General features: G+C 55.3%; 2 protein-coding genes. Both read left to right on the forward strand.

What is annotated here, in order from left to right; translation table 11 throughout:
- The coding region (locus tag BG74_RS14870) for a hypothetical protein (protein ID WP_204376324.1) at window positions 1-189 on the forward strand (189 nt) is incomplete at its 5' end.
- An 89-nt stretch (window positions 190-278) separates the two neighbouring features.
- On the forward strand, window positions 279-476 hold the full coding sequence (locus tag BG74_RS13235; RefSeq protein ID WP_187202668.1) for a hypothetical protein: 198 nt from the start codon (window positions 279-281) through the stop codon (window positions 474-476).
- Window positions 477-796 lie beyond the last annotated feature (320 nt).

Raw genomic sequence — 796 nt, forward strand, 5'->3', positions numbered from 1 at the left:
GGCGGTTCAGCCCTCCATTTCCCGTTCATGACGGTTGTCGTCGCGGTGGCGCGTAGTCGTCAGTGTTCTACTGAGTGTGACTTCCATTTCGGCGAAACCGGTTCCCCGCTCGAGCAACGTCATCAAGGCGTGTTTCACTTTTTCGACCACATTTTGACCGATCTGATTGCGCTGTCAGAACAGTTGTAGACTTTTGTTTCGCGAGCGTCAAAAGGCGGTGATCGTAGCCCGGTATGGGCCTATCAGTGCCACGACAGAAAAATGAGCGCATGCTGTGATTGATTGAAGCGCGCACACCTGGGCCGAATAACTGGTGGTGCGCGCGCCATCGCTTGCCGGCGGGCGATTGGGCGAAGTTCGCCCCTTGGGGTATCCATTCTCCACCTAGGGTAGGCCAGCAGATCCTGCCAAATGGCCAGCAGGAGTTCACTGAGACGGCGTTGGTGGTTGAGGGATGCTATAGGAGTGTAGATTAGGTAACATAGGCCCCGGCTTTGCCGTAATTGGATACGTGCCCGTTGCTGATGCAATAGGAAGCAATCGACGAGCTGCGCCAAGTGTAGGTAACTGAGAAAAAGGTAACCCAGAGAGCAAAAGGCAACCTGGAAGCCCCATCGCCTCCAAGGGGAAACTGGCGCCAGAAAGCTAAGCTAAATAGGCATTGCCGGTTTCGTCCGCTGCGAGCTGTAACACGCGGTAATAAAGGGGTATGGGAATCGGCTCTTTGGGTATATCCTCCCATTGCAGGCGCAGTCCGGCTTCTGCACTGACCCGCAGATCAAGCTGCTCTGTACGG

The organism is Sodalis-like endosymbiont of Proechinophthirus fluctus (genome assembly GCF_001602625.1).
In the GTDB taxonomy this organism is placed as follows: Bacteria; Pseudomonadota; Gammaproteobacteria; order Enterobacterales; family Enterobacteriaceae.